Annotated in this window: 14 protein-coding genes; 4 read left to right on the forward strand and 10 right to left on the reverse strand. The window is 42.0% G+C overall.

Going from position 1 to position 13,788, the window contains the following annotated elements:
• Positions 1-588 (reverse strand): Uma2 family endonuclease, encoded by a 588-nt coding sequence (locus tag RMY32_RS00500; RefSeq protein ID WP_322713993.1) that lies wholly within the window; start codon positions 586-588, stop codon positions 1-3.
• 154 nt (positions 589-742) lie between these two features.
• Between RMY32_RS00500 and RMY32_RS00505 the strand changes: the two genes are divergently transcribed.
• Positions 743-1,198: a nuclear transport factor 2 family protein gene (locus RMY32_RS00505; RefSeq protein WP_322713994.1), complete on the forward strand. Its 456-nt coding sequence runs from the start codon at positions 743-745 to the stop codon at positions 1,196-1,198.
• Positions 1,199-1,307: 109 nt separating this feature from the next.
• Here RMY32_RS00505 and RMY32_RS00510 read toward each other — a convergent pair whose 3' ends face one another.
• The 4 genes from RMY32_RS00510 to RMY32_RS00525 all read right to left on the reverse strand — a co-directional run bounded on the left by RMY32_RS00510 (position 1,308) and on the right by RMY32_RS00525 (position 3,699).
• Positions 1,308-1,493, reverse strand: coding sequence for a hypothetical protein (locus tag RMY32_RS00510; RefSeq protein WP_322713995.1), 186 nt, complete (start codon positions 1,491-1,493; stop codon positions 1,308-1,310).
• A 126-nt stretch (positions 1,494-1,619) separates the two neighbouring features.
• A complete protein-coding gene (locus RMY32_RS00515) occupies positions 1,620-2,312 on the reverse strand; it encodes a hypothetical protein (protein ID WP_322713996.1) in 693 nt (230 codons plus the stop codon).
• A gap of 250 nt (positions 2,313-2,562) precedes the next feature.
• Positions 2,563-2,706 carry a hypothetical protein gene (locus tag RMY32_RS00520; protein WP_322713997.1) on the reverse strand — a complete coding sequence of 48 codons (144 nt, stop codon included), beginning with the start codon at positions 2,704-2,706 and terminating at the stop codon, positions 2,563-2,565.
• A 30-nt stretch (positions 2,707-2,736) separates the two neighbouring features.
• Positions 2,737-3,699: an orange carotenoid protein N-terminal domain-containing protein gene (locus RMY32_RS00525; RefSeq protein WP_322713998.1), complete on the reverse strand. Its 963-nt coding sequence runs from the start codon at positions 3,697-3,699 to the stop codon at positions 2,737-2,739.
• A 752-nt stretch (positions 3,700-4,451) separates the two neighbouring features.
• On the opposite strand from RMY32_RS00525, the gene RMY32_RS00530 reads away from it, so the two are divergent.
• Positions 4,452-4,664 carry a chlorophyll a/b-binding protein gene (locus tag RMY32_RS00530; RefSeq protein WP_322713999.1) on the forward strand — a complete coding sequence of 71 codons (213 nt, stop codon included), beginning with the start codon at positions 4,452-4,454 and terminating at the stop codon, positions 4,662-4,664.
• A 69-nt stretch (positions 4,665-4,733) separates the two neighbouring features.
• Positions 4,734-4,964: a hypothetical protein gene (locus RMY32_RS00535; RefSeq protein ID WP_322714007.1), complete on the forward strand. Its 231-nt coding sequence runs from the start codon at positions 4,734-4,736 to the stop codon at positions 4,962-4,964.
• A 494-nt stretch (positions 4,965-5,458) separates the two neighbouring features.
• Here RMY32_RS00535 and trpE read toward each other — a convergent pair whose 3' ends face one another.
• From trpE to RMY32_RS00555, 4 genes are all read right to left on the reverse strand, one after another.
• Complete coding sequence (trpE, locus tag RMY32_RS00540) at positions 5,459-6,988, reverse strand: anthranilate synthase component I (RefSeq protein WP_322714000.1); 1,530 nt, start codon at positions 6,986-6,988, stop codon at positions 5,459-5,461.
• 94 nt (positions 6,989-7,082) lie between these two features.
• Positions 7,083-7,508 carry a photosystem I reaction center subunit II gene (locus RMY32_RS00545; RefSeq protein ID WP_322672941.1) on the reverse strand — a complete coding sequence of 142 codons (426 nt, stop codon included), beginning with the start codon at positions 7,506-7,508 and terminating at the stop codon, positions 7,083-7,085.
• Between the two features lie 180 nt (positions 7,509-7,688).
• Entirely contained in the window at positions 7,689-9,698 is a 2,010-nt protein-coding gene (locus RMY32_RS00550) for a DICT sensory domain-containing protein (protein WP_322714001.1), read from the reverse strand.
• A 278-nt stretch (positions 9,699-9,976) separates the two neighbouring features.
• On the reverse strand, positions 9,977-10,120 hold the full coding sequence (locus RMY32_RS00555; protein ID WP_322714002.1) for a hypothetical protein: 144 nt from the start codon (positions 10,118-10,120) through the stop codon (positions 9,977-9,979).
• 302 nt (positions 10,121-10,422) lie between these two features.
• On the opposite strand from RMY32_RS00555, the gene RMY32_RS00560 reads away from it, so the two are divergent.
• Positions 10,423-12,714, forward strand: coding sequence for an amylo-alpha-1,6-glucosidase (locus tag RMY32_RS00560; RefSeq protein WP_322714004.1), 2,292 nt, complete (start codon positions 10,423-10,425; stop codon positions 12,712-12,714).
• Positions 12,715-12,803: 89 nt separating this feature from the next.
• On the opposite strand, the gene RMY32_RS00565 is transcribed toward RMY32_RS00560, so the two are convergent.
• The gene (locus tag RMY32_RS00565) at positions 12,804-13,484 is read right to left on the reverse strand and encodes a hypothetical protein (RefSeq protein ID WP_322714005.1); all 681 of its coding nucleotides are present in this window, start codon (positions 13,482-13,484) and stop codon (positions 12,804-12,806) included.
• Positions 13,485-13,788 lie beyond the last annotated feature (304 nt).

Below are 13,788 nucleotides of genomic sequence, written 5' to 3' on the forward strand. Positions count from 1 at the left end.
TTACATAATCTGCTGTAAATCTAACACAAGCCCAGGTAGTACATTTTCTCCTGATAAACTAGTAGGATTGTCTAATATCTCTACATCTTTACCTGGACGATAAATTTCCACTCGCTTGTTTTTCCGGTCAATTAACCAGCCTAATTGAGTACCATTTTCGATATACTCCTGCATTTTTTCTTGCAATTCTTTCAAGGAATCAGTACGAGAACGCAATTCTACGACAAAATCAGGACAAATTGGGGCAAATTTTTCTTGTTGTTCTGGAGTTAAAGCATTCCAACGCTCAATTTTCACCCAAGAAGCATCAGGAGAACGTTCTGCACCATTAGGTAGGGTGAAACCAGTTGAAGAGTCAAAAACTTCGCCTAAATTAGTCTCAGAGTTCCAAATATCTAATTGAGTGGTAATTTTAACATTACGTCTGCCAGTATCACTACCTGTAGGTGGCATAATTAATAATTCCCCTGATGATGTGCGCTCAAATCGATAATCGCGGTTTTTCTGACACATCTGGAAAAATTGCTCATCAGTCAAGTCAATTTTCAATTTGAGGGTAGAAGGGAAAGTAGTTGTCGTAGCGTTCATAAGCTATTCTGAGCATCTTACTTTCTAGTGTAGTGCTGTGTGTGGTGCGATCGCTCTCCATAATTTCCTGGGAGCGATCGCAATGCAAACAACTTCTGGTTAAATTTTACTAAGGCTTTATAAGCTCGATACTTTAGAGGGTAGAAAAATCTAGATGCTTTGGTTATCTCAATGGCTAGTGTTAGGAACTATATTTGTTAGCTTAACTTTTAGCACACCTTTGTTTGCCAGTCAGTCTATGAACCAACAAGATATCCAGATATTAATAGAAAAAGCTAAAGATGCATGGATAGCTCAAGATGTCGATGCTCTTGCACAATTGTTTACAGTTGACGGAGAATTAATTGTACCTGGTCAATGCTGGCGGGGGCAAGAAAGAATTCGAGAAGCACTTGCCAATTTTAAACAACAGTATTTAGATGTCAAAATAGACATCCAGCGGATTATTAGTGGAGCAAATCAGGCAGCAGTAGAATGGTACTACGAAGATACAGAAAAGGCGACAGGTCGTCGTAATAAAGCTGATGACGTAATTGCTGTAGATTTTAAAGATAGTCAAATTAGTCGTTGGCGTGAATATTTTGACACACAAACGCCAGCTAACAGATAGTTACATTAGTCGTGAAACTTCAATATCCTTAATTGATTTTGAATCAAGGATATTGGAGTTTCAAAACTAAGCTTGTAATGTAAGTAAAAAACGCAAGACGCTTACCACCTCAGACCGCTCTGATGAAGAATTTAACCTTCCATAAGTGATAATAAAGTGGAGGAAGCGATAAAAACTCCACACCGTCAAGGATTTTTATTAATTCACACTGTTCAAACACCTGCGATCGCTCTCCTTCGATGTTTGATATTGGGCCACAGCGGCATAACACCCATACAGTGCTGTCTGTTTTCATAAACTAGAATAGCTAACAGTTGGGTGAAAAACTCTCTCTCCCAAGTATAAACACTAGCTAGCCTAAAGATATAGCTATATTGTTTATACAAACTTGTCTAAAGCAAGATTTTAATTCTTTATAACTTTAGCTAATCATTTGACGCCGTTGAGACTGTACTTGGTTAAACTGCTTTTGTTGTGGTGTTAATTGGCTGTAATCACTTGAAGATTGCATATCCCATTGTAATTCTGCTAGTAACAGTAAACTAACGGTCATAATTAGCCCCGTTGAGAGAAACTGCATAACACCGCAGTACGGTAAAACTAAGATTCCCAGCAAATGAATAAATCCCATCAAAATAAATGTGCGCGAACGCATTCCTACCCCAGTGCAAAAGTAGCCGATCGCACTCAATCCTAACCACAGTGGACACAAACGGATCAACACCTCTCCCCATCCTAAAAAAATGCTCAGATCGGTTAAGATTAAACCTATTAAAATTAAAATCGCCCAGCTATAAACAACCCAGCGTAGCTGTTCTACAGTTGCCCAAAACCAAGTTAAACTTACCATCCCAACTGCACCGAATAAGGTAAGCACTGACCACAAAATTGCTTGGCTACTCCAGCTAATGGGTAGAAACTGCGCGGTTATGAAAATTCCAGATGAAATTAATCCCCAGAGAATAAATGCTTGATCGACGCGAGTATAAAACTTTGAAAAGAGGGTGAAATTTCCAATTTGGTAGTTGAGACAGACTAGACCTTGAATATCTTGAAAATCTAGCTCTTGCTGTTTTTCACGCAGGAGCGGCTCAGAGGAATTGAAAAAAGTCATTGAGAATCTATTACCCTTGGTAGATGAATAAATTATTACTCTATCCAAAGATATATTGTTATTTAAATATAAACAAGTAAAGAGTTCCCTTCGCTCACGGTAGGAAACAGTGCATCGCTACGCTCAACAACCGGGCAGTTTTGCTCCTGCCTTCCTTGATAAAATCGGTTGTTTTCAATAGACTTCTTGGCATTTATCGGGAAAAGGGGAAGGGGAAAGGGGGAAAGGTTTGTTATTTTCCCTTTCCCCTTTAACCTTTACCCTTTTCCCCTAAGAGTGCAAAATGCACTTTTGCCAAGAGGTCTAATAGCGATCGCAACATGAAGATACTAAATAAAGCGCTATCAGTTTTTTTGCTTAAGCGTGGTGAGGTAGCGATTGCTCCTTGACTCATCTACGCTTAAGCAGTAACTAATCTAGCCCTCTATTTACGTACTAGGTTCAGCAGTTCTTTTGGAGAAGCCAACAAGTCAATCGCTACAAAGAAGATTTTGCCTTGAGGATCTAGCAAAAAGCGCCATGCAATATTCATACCCACGCTGGCACCAAACCAAGGGGTTTGGACTTTGCCTGTAACTTTAACTTGGGTATAGCCATCTTCCACAGGCTCAGATACACCGCGCTCTGGGAGCATCTTCAATCCCTGACATTCTTCACGCATATAAGCACGAATTGCATCTTGACCAACAATTGGTCTTTCAAAAGGAGGTTGCAAAGCACCTTCAGAGGTAAACAGAGAAACCGCAGCATCAAAGTCATTGGCATTCATGTTGTTGATATAGCCAAGTACCGTAGAATTGTTGACGCCCTCAACGGTGACTTTAGTCCGAAATGCTGGTGCAGTGGGAGGAGCTACCGGCTCTGAAACTTTTTTATAACTACCAGGAGCATTCGGATCGAATCCCATGCTAATTACGGTATTGCGTAGGATGGTAATTTGTTGACCTGAATCTGCATTGCGGATGGCTTGTAACACATCGGCAGCTTTAGAAGAAAGCTTGTAACCTGGTGGGATGGGAGCAACGATTCCCTGAGCCATCCATTCTCCTAACTGATACCAAAAGCCCAACTTGATATTCACGGTGAAGGATGCATAAGAACGGCACAGAGGAGTGTCAGCGCGGTTAGCCAAATCGTACATGACTTGGGTTTGAGCCTCAAAAGGCATCTGCTTAATTTGTTCGAGTAAGCCTTGTGCAAGGATCATGTTTGCGGCTCCTGGAGCCGCAACTGTAATACTTCTACCCATTTCGGTATAAGCAAACCAAAGTAATGCTAGTTGATCTTCAGCATTGAGCTTAGAGAATGATTCGACAACGGTTGGAACAACGTCAGCAACTAGGGTGCCGGGAAAAATACTTTGAGCCGACTGGATGGTAAAAGACATAGCAGAAATTCCAAAAAAATTACAGTTCTACGGAATGTGAAAAATTAAATGTGCAAAGAAAGAGCGATGAAAAATGCGTTTAAGCGTTAAAAAAGGCACTCAGTAGCTTTTACATCACTAGAAAGCCTGTTATAGACATAGATAGCTCTAATAAAGGCATAGTGATGCTGTTGCCGTTGAGTTTAGATACTTGGCAAAGCACTTTGCAGGCTCAACTGCATAGTTATTTAGAAAGCCTTGATTAACAGTGGTTTAACGCATTGTTGGTGTTTATGTATCTTTATGTAAAGAAAGATAACAATTTCGTTACAAATAAGCAATACCTTCTCAGTTATACATTGATAATTTCTAATCGTGAAAACAATAAGTTTTACTGATGTTTAACTTATTGCAATTAGTACTTTGGTGTGCATCAAATTTCTATAATCCTTAGCTGAACCTATGCGCTATCGAGCATCACAAGCGTTACATCTGACTGTCAATATGGTTCGGTTAAGATTTTTTGATGAAAATTTTGGCTCGCAAAGATACGATAAATCGCCGTCTCTACAATAATCGGCGATTCATCGCGTCTCTTGCCTTAACCGAAATGTATTGAGCCGACTGTAGACACGCCTAGCTCTCATACACATCCGAAATACATTACTCACTTAGTACGGTTATTACTAGTTTTATTTCTATGTCAAGTGCTTGCAAAAAATATTTACCATATTTAATATTCGTTTACAGAAAGCAAAAACAAACAGTCAAAAATGTCAAGTAAAGGCTTTACCATTAACGAACGCAGTAAACTCAACAGATTTGCAATTGAACCCAAAGTTTATGTTGGTGAAATTCCACGGATAGGATTCACCAAATATGCTGAAAAACTCAATGGGCGTTTGGCAATGATTGCTTTTGTTTCACTCATAGCTGTGGAAGTTATCACCGGACACGGTTTGGTTGGATGGCTAACCAGCGTTTAAAGAAGATACTTTGAGATTTCTTAATTTTATTTACTTGACGAATAAAGCAATTTAGAGGCAAACTTACTTATAAAAACCGATTTTGATTATCCCAAAAAAGATTTAATTGGACCTGTTGTTTTTAGACCTAATTTCAACAACTTTGAGATTATTAATGCGAATCAAGCCTGGTCATTGTTTTTTACTGTCGGTCAAGATGACAAAGGACTGGGAGAAGAAATTGAGTTCGGCAGATTTTTCACTAACCTTTTAATTGCCATTGGAGTAACTGGAATTATTTGGGCGATTTACTTTAACTAATTAGGATGAGTAAGTTTGTTCATTTCTAATGTGTAGTAACTTCAACAGAGGTCTTGGGTTTGGATACCAAGACTTCTTTTAAATTTTCAATAAGTTTAAAAAACTCTATTTAGCTCTGGAAAAAGTTTGATGTTGATTGGATTTATAAAGCTTCCCAATTTGTCGCGCTATTGTGGATACGTGGGCTTAGAAGTAGCAGAAATTGTTTCCAAACATCTTGCTGTTCAAAGTAAAACTTATGTAATTCAAAATAGAAGGGTATTGGTATATCAACTTTTAAAGTCTGGTCTGGATTCTCATACCGCAGATCGAACTGTTACTGTACTTATATCAAGCCCAGTTTTACAATTAAGCAACAAAAACCAGTGTGCAATTAATTGTATGCGAGAGAAGCTATACAGGTAGTAAAATTGGGGTTAGGGGAGAGGTGACAGGTTACAGAAAATAATCTGTACCCTCTCACCTTTACCCTATTCCCTTTTTCAGTCACTACTTCAACGCAAACAACGAATCGCCTCTAATAGACCTCTAGCTTTATTTAACGTCTCTTCATATTCTTTTTCTGGCTCAGAATCAGCTACCAAACCTGCACCAGCTTGTACGCTGACAGTACGATCGTGCACTACCATTGTGCGAATTGCGATCGCAGTATTTAATTGTCCTTCAAAATCGTAATACCCATACACACCGGAATAAACACCACGACGACTAGACTCTAACTCGTGGATAATTTCCATCGCCCTAATCTTGGGTGCGCCGCTTACCGTACCTGCTGGGAAAGAAGCTTTCAGTAAATCCCATGCTGTTTTACCAATTGCTAATTTACCCACAACATTGCTAACAATGTGCATCACATGGGAGTAGCGCTCAACTACCATTAATTCATCAACTTTGACGCTACCACTTTGACAAACACGCCCCAAATCATTCCGCCCTAAATCCACAAGCATCACGTGTTCGGCAACTTCCTTGGGGTCTTGGAGTAAATCTTCAGCCAAGGCTGCATCTTCCTTAGTAGTTTTACCTCGCGGACGCGTCCCAGCAATTGGGCGTACCGTTGCTATTACTCCATCATCAGAATCGCTTTCGGCTTTCACCATCACTTCCGGACTGGAACCAATGATTTGCCAATCTTGGAAGTTAAAGTAAGCCATGTAAGGCGAAGGATTTATCTGACGTAGCGACCGATAAAGGGCAAAAGGGTCGCCTGTGTATGTTGTTGATAGTCGCTGGGAAATTACTACTTGAAAAATATCGCCCGCTTTAATGTAATCTTTGGCCTTCTCAACACTGGCACAAAAATCAGGGCGGGTAAAATTACTTTTATACTCCTGTGCGCCTCTGCTCCCCTGCTCCTCTGCTCCCCTGCTCCCTGGCGGTTTCCATTCCAATCGGGTTTTTTGTGGCGATAGGGGTAGAGATAGCTTTTCGAGCATTTGGGTGACGTGATCGCCCGCTTGTTGATATGCTGCTTTTAAATCTACATTCGGGTCGCGTAAATCAGCATAAGCGATCGCCCAAATTTTCCGCTTCACCTGGTCAAAAATCAACAAGTGGTCTACTTGCATCCACAACCCATCAGGGATATTCCGCTCATCTTGTGGATAAATGGGCACACGCGGCTCAATCCACTGAATCAATTCATAGCCCCAAAACCCAAATAAACCACCAATTCCCGGCGGTAGCTGTGGTAATTTTACTGGGTGATAAGGTGCTAAACATTCGGCTAAAGCTGTAAAAGGGTCGCCAGCAAAAACCACCTGCGAACCATCGCGGTTTTTCTGAGTAGTGCGATCGCCCCTTGCTTCCAAAACCCACACCGGATCGCAGCCCACTAAACTATAGCGTCCCAGTTTTTCCCCACCTTCGATGGATTCCAACAAAAAGCTATAAGGTTGACCCGCACAGACTTTATACCAAGCAGATACGGGCGTATCTAAATCCGCTACCCATTCTTGATATACCGGGACGAAGTTGCCTTGTTGCGCTAGGGTGCAAAACTGGGAGAAATCCGGAAAAATCATTATTTTTCAAAAGTAATTGGTAATTGGTAATGGGTAATGGGTTTTTATTTACCAATTACCCATTACTAATTACCCATTAGCGACTAACAGCTAGTTACGGAGCGTCGTAGGTAGTAACACCGCTAAACTTAACTTTAGAGGGGCTGGGGTTTTGTCCGATACGACGATCTACATAACGCACTTTGTCACGACCTTCAGTTACCTTTTCAGGGAAGTTACCATCAGCTGGGTGAAGTAAAGTGGTTTCTCCGTTGGGTAAAACCCGGTAAACTTTGTAATCTGTGATTTTGAGTTTCCGAAGTTGCTGACCGCCCAAAAAGATGCCATATTCTTTACGAGCTATATACAGCAGGTTTTCACCTTTCCGCATAACAGCAGCACCACCTGTAGGCAATTCAAAAACTTGTTCTTTCGGGCTAGTCCAAGTGATAGCGTACTTTTCTTCAACTGCTGCTTTTGTAAGCAAGCCACCAGTGCTGCCTGCAAATAGCGGGGTTTGTCCAGAGAGTGTTTCTGCCATAAAGTCTGTTCTCTCAACGTTTTTAGGAAATCCTAACATCGCAACCAGGATCATATTGCGATCGCGTCATAGACTGTAACAGTTTTTAGTCATTTGTCCTTTGTCCTTTGTCATTTGTTAAAAACCAATGCCCGATGCCCGATGCCCAATGACTAATGACTAATGACGAAGGACTAATACCTATTTACTCTTGACTTTTGTCCGCTTTTCCTCTTGGCTACTCCGAACAATCGGGATGGTGAAGTGAAACTGACTGCCCTGGTCTTTACCAGTTGACTCTGCCCAAATTTGCCCACCCCAGCCATTAACAATTTGACGGCAAATTGCTAAACCAAGTCCAGTCCCGCCAGTGGTGCGGCGCAGCGATCCCTCTTCTTGATAAAAGCGGTCAAAAACTACTTCTAAACGATTTGGTTCAATGCCGCGTCCAGTATCAGCTATAGTCACTTCGACCATTTGACGGCTGTTGTCAATCGCTTTAATCGTGATTTCTCCTTGGGGTGGCGTAAATTTCAAAGCATTGTCTATGAGTTTTGCCAGTACCTCGACTAGCCAATCACCGTCAGCTCTTACTAAAGGTAGATTTTCGGCAATTTGAGTCTTGATTTGGGGCGGCTTTTCCGTTGAGGAACGCGTGCGATTTCGGCTGAGTGCTAAATCCACACATTCTTGTAAGGTGAGGGATTCTGGATGCCATTCCACCCGGCCGCTTTCTAAGTTGGAAAGTGTGAGAAAATCTTGTACCAGTTTTCGCATCCGTTCCGAGTCGGAAAGAGCGGTGTTGAGCATGACCTGCTGCAACTCCAAGGGCATATCTGGTTCTGTAGCGAGACTTTCCAAGCACACTTGAATTGTGGATAGGGGAGTACGCAATTCGTGTCCAGTGATGGCGATGAGGTTGCTGCGGGTGCGGTCTAGGGCTTCTAGCTGCTGGTTAAGTTCTTCTAGATTAGCGTAAGCTTCCGCTTGGATAAGAGCTGCTCCTACTTGGGTAGCGATCGCTTCTACCAAATCCAATTCCCCTGGTTGGCACTCGTGGGGTGGCATCCGGCAGTAATGTAACTCCACAATTCCCAATAATCGCCCCTGATAGAAAACTGGTTCCATCAGCCAAGAACGAATGGCAAACTTTTTGGCGATGGTAGAAAGTCCTGGCGATTTGGTAACGCGGGGGTCACTGAGCGTATCGCTGACACAAACACCTTCGCCAAGTTCTACGATGTCCCGAAATAGGGAATTTTTCTCTAACTCCCAGGTTTGCCCACAAACAGATAAAATACCGGGATTCAAAAACTCGTGTTCAATTATCGCTTGGCTATCTGTAGCTTGAGCGCGGTAAATTAAACAGCGACAAGCTTCTAGATGTTGCCCTAATTCTTGTGCCGCCACTTGGAGAACTTCATGAGGATCGAGCGATCGCCGAATGGCGGTACTAATCGAGTTGACTAATCGCTCTTTTCGTGCCTGGGCAGCAATAGAACGGTAAGCTTTATGCAATTTGTACTGACTAGCTTGCAAATAAGTTACTAAGCGCTGCACAAAGGGGTCTGTATCAATGTCACAGGCATACTCGTTTACCTGTTCGGCTCCAGAGTAGTTTCGCGGTTCGCCAATGCCAAACCTCTGACGTGCCTGTTGAATTTTACTTGTCAGTTCTGGTCTGTAAACCAAAACCCGATTTAACAACAATTCGGCGGCTTTCAGGCTAACTCCCCTTTCTGATGTCCAAATTCCCTCAAATCTTCGGGCTGTGTCTATATCCAGATTAGGGCTTAGTTCCGGTAGTTGGTTGTTTTTGGCAAGAGAACCAAGGTTTTCTCGGCAAACCAAACAAGTAGCATAATTGTCAGCAATCACTACCAAATGCCACTCCTGACTTAAGCCATCCGTTGCCTCAAAAGCCACTTTTTCATAGTGTTCCGAACTGTTGGCAAAATCCGTTTCTGGAGCAGACAATACGTATATTTGATTACTTCGCAAAGCAAGTCGCTGGTAGCGATGAGCTTCTTGGCGGTAGAATCGCTCTCGCTGGAAACTAGCAATTACAAGGGGTTTCGCTAAAGTCGCAGCCAAAACTTGATCTTCCATCGCGTGGGAGAGCGCCGTTAGTGAAGCCTTAAAATATAGCTGGGGCCGCAAGTTGGGTAGGGACTTTAGCAGATCACTCAGCACAGAAGTCGAAATGCTCATGAATTATTGTTAAACGCTCAACCTCGATCAGATCCACGTCACAGCTGCATTGTACAAATTCCAAGGGACTCTCAAGTTAAATAGATAGTTGCAATATGTAAAGAACGCTAAAAAGCACTTTTCGCCAAAGCTAGTCGCAACACTTTGTTACCAAATAAGGGGCGTGGGTACACTTGATTTGCTGATTGACAACCTATTACGCCCAATATACATTCAGGGCAACTGATGCTTTTGCTTGTACAGGTAAATTTTTTCAGGAATAAGTACTAAAACATTAATTATTGTATGGTCTTAACTACTGTGTTCGCTAATAACCACGGACGATCGATTTCTAGTCCATGCATTGGCAAAATCGCCTGTTGTAGACATTGCCTACTTCGCCGACGTTGATTTCTGCTTGCTAAATAAGTTTTCTTAGCCAAAAATCATGACTGCGATATTTACATAACTTAATCACTAATGTTGATTAAACTTAATCAATTAATTATCATAAATTAGTCTAATCAAATATCAAAGATTATTTAAAATCTTGTGTCTCTCTACAATACGCTGTTTTTTGTTTAAACTATGTGTCGAGACACAAATCTTTCTTTTATCGACCTAAATAAATTTAGTTGCTCTGTCTCAAAGCAAAAGGTATTTATTCTTTCCTTCTGCCTCTTGGGTAAGAGACTTATACTCAAAAGACCACAAAAATATAGACCTGTACACGGAACTTTGTCTAATGACACCGGATACGCTAATCACCCCAGAAAAAATTTTTTTGGATGGAAAAACTTTTATTCCTGCCGAACAATTACCGATTCCGGAGTGGCCTTGTGTTGTGGCTGAAAGATCGCAACCGACACTAACGGTTAAAGATGATGATTTATTTTTTGTGACAGATACTATCGGGAATATTTCTGGCTGTTCCCTCAACGATGGCAATCCCAGTATGGGACTGTTTTGTTGTGATACCAGATTTCTCAATCGCTTGGAGGTGCAAATTGAAGGGCGATCGCCTGTACTCCTCAGTAGTACTGCTGAAAAAGGTTTTGCACTCTCAGTTTTGTGTACCAACCCCAGAATTGATGAACGCCTCAAAGCCGAAACTGTAGGAATTCGCCGAGAAATCGTGCTGAATGGAGCATTATTTGAAGAAATAGAAGTATCTAACTACAGCACAACCACTGTCAATTTTGAACTAAGTATTAGTTTTGATGCGGATTTTCTTGATTTATTTGAAGTCCGTGGCTATGACAGAGAAAAACGAGGTCGGCTTTTACGCCTAGTAGAACCGACGACTGAAGAAGGAACATCTGATCGCGTCGATGGTGTTGCACCAGTACCTAAAGAGCCATCTGCCTATAGAGAAGAATCCTTAACACTCGCCTATCAAGGTTTGGACGGCTCAGTGATGGAATCCCGAATTTTATTCCAGCATCGCCAACCAGACAATTTCAAGGGTTACACTGCGGTTTGGCAGCTAGAGTTGGCTTCTCACGAAACTCAAAAGCTGGGCTACCGAGTGAATATGTTGAGAAACAACCAGTCCAGTTCAACCGTGAGTGCTGCCACTACTTTAGGACAAGCGAAAGCTGCTGAGTGGATGGAGGAGCAACACTGGGTACAACAAATTACTCGCATTAGCTCAGATAAGAGTACCTTCAATCGAGTGATTGAGCGGGCTGAACAAGATATGTATTTGTTGCGCCAGTCTTTTGGTAAGTATAAGACTGTTTCCGCTGGAGTACCTTGGTTTTCGACATTATTTGGGCGAGATTCGCTGATTACAGCTTCTCAAAGCCTGATGTTAAACTCGCAAATCGCCAAAGAAACTCTGATATTACTGGCAACATACCAAGGTAAAATTGACGACGAATGGCGCGAAGAAGAACCGGGTAAGATTTTGCACGAGTTACGTTTAGGAGAAATGGCTCGTTGTGAAGAAATTCCCCATACACCTTACTACGGTACAGTTGATGCCACTCCCTTGTGGCTGCTGCTCTATGCCGAACATTATGCTTGGACTCACGATGGAGAACTCCTAGAGCAACTTTGGCCCAATGCTCTAGCGGCAATGGAGTGGATCGATCGCAATACCAAAGAAACCACTTATCTCAGCTACTTCCGTAGATCCAAACGCGGTCTTGTTAACCAAGGTTGGAAAGATTCCGGCGACTGTATTGTAGACCGTAAGGGAGAATTAGCCAACGGCCCAATTGCCCTCTGTGAGGTGCAAGCTTACGTTTATGCTGCAAAAATCCGCCTAGCAGAAATAGCTAGGATGAAGAAGCGGCTTGATTTGGCAGATCGTTGGCAAGAGGAGGCCAGAAATCTTAAAGTTCGGTTTAATCGAGATTTTTGGGTAGAAGATCAAGATTTCTGCGCCCTGGCTTTGGATGGAGAAGGTAAGCCAGTAGACAGTATTACCTCAAATCCTGGTCATTGTCTGCATTTGGGACTCTTCACAGATGAAAAAGCTCATAGTGTAGCAGAACGGTTGCGGGCACCAGATATGTTTAATGGTTGGGGCATTCGGACTCTAAGTAGTTTGTCACCCGCTTATAATCCGATGGGTTATCACATTGGTTCGGTTTGGCCTCATGATAACGCTTTGATTGCAATGGGATTGCGATCGCTCGGTCTTATCGATCAAGCCTTAGAAATATTCCAAGGTTTATTTGACATGACTCAGCAGCAACCCTATCAACGTCCTCCAGAACTTTTTTGTGGCTACGAACGAAATGGTGATAATGCTCCTGTGCAGTATCCGGTTGCTTGTACTCCCCAAGCTTGGGCTACAGGTAGTGTTTTCCAACTACTGCAAATGATGGTCAACTTGGTGCCTGATGCTCAAAATAACTGCTTGCGAATCATCGACCCCGCTTTGCCAGAATCGATTAATCGCCTGTCATTTCATAATTTACGAGTCGGCCCCACCATCCTCGATTTGGAATTTGAGCGTTCTGGGACTACGACTGCTTGTCGCGTTGCGAAAAAACGCGGCAATCTGCGGGTAGTTATTGAAGCTTAGAAAGAGAGTAGGGGGTGGTGAATTATCCACTCCCTATTTTATGATTGGTGCGATCGTCACGCAGTGCTATCCCCTCCAACAATCCAGTGTTAGCCTGCTTCATCGCTAGTGTGTAGAGTTTTCAAGAGTTGTTCTGTAAGCTCGATTAATTCGGATACAGAATTTCGCGTAAGTTGTCTAGTTTTGAAGCCATGAGCAATAGAATTACGTAATGGGAGTGCATTCATTAATAATTGATACTCAGATTTTGAAATTACACCTTCAGTTGCTAATTGCTTTACTAAGTAGTGTGGATCGAATCTTTCTAAACTTAGCTCTTCCTTTTGGGCAATAAGTCTCAAAGTTGCTTCTACCAAAGACCAAGAATATAAGATAGCTGATTCTGGATGTTGCGTTGTAAGTTGCCTTGCTACTTGCAACTGTGATTCTATTTCATGTTCTTGAAGAGAAGCCTCTGCTTTGGGAAAATATGTTGTATCCTCCGGGTTGGTCATTACTAATTCAAATCTCCAAGCAGGATGTTTTTCTACCGCTTGAGCTAAATTACCTAAATATTGATTAGAAGAAGAGTTAAGTGAGGAGCGTGACTTGACTTCAATAACTACATTTTCTTCTCCCCGACGTACTATCATGTCAGGGCGATAGTGATTAAGGAAATCTGGTAAGTCTTCTGGATTTGGATGAAAAAAAACTTCGTAACCCTTTTCACGATACTCCTCTGCTAGTTTCAACAATCGCTCTCTTTCTAAGTTTGCAGTTGGAGTTTCCATCAAATAATTACCTCCTGGTTAGGAGCATCAATTACGACAATATGTAAGAACTCATTGCCACTAGCAAAGCCTTCCGCCAATGTCGAGGTCATGTTTTCTATTCTAAAGTTACCTGACAAATTCCTCTTTCTAACTAAAAGATCGCTTACTTGATTATCATCGACGTAATACCAAATTAATATGAAGCTGCATAGAATAGAGCTTCCAAGATAAAGTTATAAGAAGAGACAGAAATTACCTGCTCAAATGTGAGTTGGTCGAAGATTTCTTGGATGCGCTCGCGTAAAGCTTGTAAAGAAGAGAA

Source organism: Nostoc sp. ChiSLP03a, assembly GCF_034531215.2.
GTDB lineage: Bacteria > Cyanobacteriota > Cyanobacteriia > Cyanobacteriales > Nostocaceae > Nostoc.

Excerpts from the sequence above, each read along its gene's own strand:
- RMY32_RS00500 (WP_322713993.1), bottom strand. The coding sequence starts at position 588 with ATGAACGCTACGACAACTACTTTCCCTTCTACCCTCAAATTGAAAATT.
- RMY32_RS00505 (WP_322713994.1), top strand. The coding sequence starts at position 743 with ATGCTTTGGTTATCTCAATGGCTAGTGTTAGGAACTATATTTGTTAGC.
- RMY32_RS00510 (WP_322713995.1), bottom strand. The coding sequence starts at position 1,493 with ATGAAAACAGACAGCACTGTATGGGTGTTATGCCGCTGTGGCCCAATA.
- RMY32_RS00515 (WP_322713996.1), bottom strand. The coding sequence starts at position 2,312 with ATGACTTTTTTCAATTCCTCTGAGCCGCTCCTGCGTGAAAAACAGCAA.
- RMY32_RS00520 (WP_322713997.1), bottom strand. The coding sequence starts at position 2,706 with ATGAGTCAAGGAGCAATCGCTACCTCACCACGCTTAAGCAAAAAAACT.
- RMY32_RS00525 (WP_322713998.1), bottom strand. The coding sequence starts at position 3,699 with ATGTCTTTTACCATCCAGTCGGCTCAAAGTATTTTTCCCGGCACCCTA.
- RMY32_RS00530 (WP_322713999.1), top strand. The coding sequence starts at position 4,452 with ATGTCAAGTAAAGGCTTTACCATTAACGAACGCAGTAAACTCAACAGA.
- trpE (WP_322714000.1), bottom strand. The coding sequence starts at position 6,988 with ATGATTTTTCCGGATTTCTCCCAGTTTTGCACCCTAGCGCAACAAGGC.
- RMY32_RS00545 (WP_322672941.1), bottom strand. The coding sequence starts at position 7,508 with ATGGCAGAAACACTCTCTGGACAAACCCCGCTATTTGCAGGCAGCACT.
- RMY32_RS00550 (WP_322714001.1), bottom strand. The coding sequence starts at position 9,698 with ATGAGCATTTCGACTTCTGTGCTGAGTGATCTGCTAAAGTCCCTACCC.
- RMY32_RS00560 (WP_322714004.1), top strand. The coding sequence starts at position 10,423 with ATGACACCGGATACGCTAATCACCCCAGAAAAAATTTTTTTGGATGGA.
- RMY32_RS00565 (WP_322714005.1), bottom strand. The coding sequence starts at position 13,484 with ATGGAAACTCCAACTGCAAACTTAGAAAGAGAGCGATTGTTGAAACTA.